This is a genomic window from Blautia sp. OF03-15BH (assembly GCF_003463065.1).
GTDB lineage: Bacteria > Bacillota > Clostridia > Lachnospirales > Lachnospiraceae > Limivivens.
The window spans coordinates 1-320 of record NZ_QSCM01000047.1; the positions used below are offsets into that span (position 1 = coordinate 1).

1 pseudogene is annotated in these 320 nt (G+C 47.2%); it reads right to left on the minus strand.

Going from position 1 to position 320, the window contains the following annotated elements:
• Nucleotides 1–320, minus strand: a pseudogene (locus tag DXA57_RS17090) (RNA-guided endonuclease InsQ/TnpB family protein); the annotation flags it as partial.

Below are 320 nucleotides of genomic sequence, written 5' to 3' on the forward strand. Positions count from 1 at the left end.
ATCTGCATATAGGTAATGGGAATCCCATCCTGCTTAAACCGCGGCGGTCTGGGCGACTCAATTCCACCGGACCTTTTCAAGGCATAAAAAGACTTCCATGCCTTATCCAGCAGCTTGCAGACTTCCTGGGCAGTCTGGGACGGGAGCTGTTTATACCACAGATCTTCTTTATGGGCTTTTTTCTGATAATACCAGTCCGGATATTGCCCCAGCCCTGTTTCTTTGTAATGCTGGCGCTCATAATTACAGACATTCCAGAGCTTGGATGCTGCGTAGCACATATGTCCGATGAGATTCGCATATTCACAGCTGATCTTTAT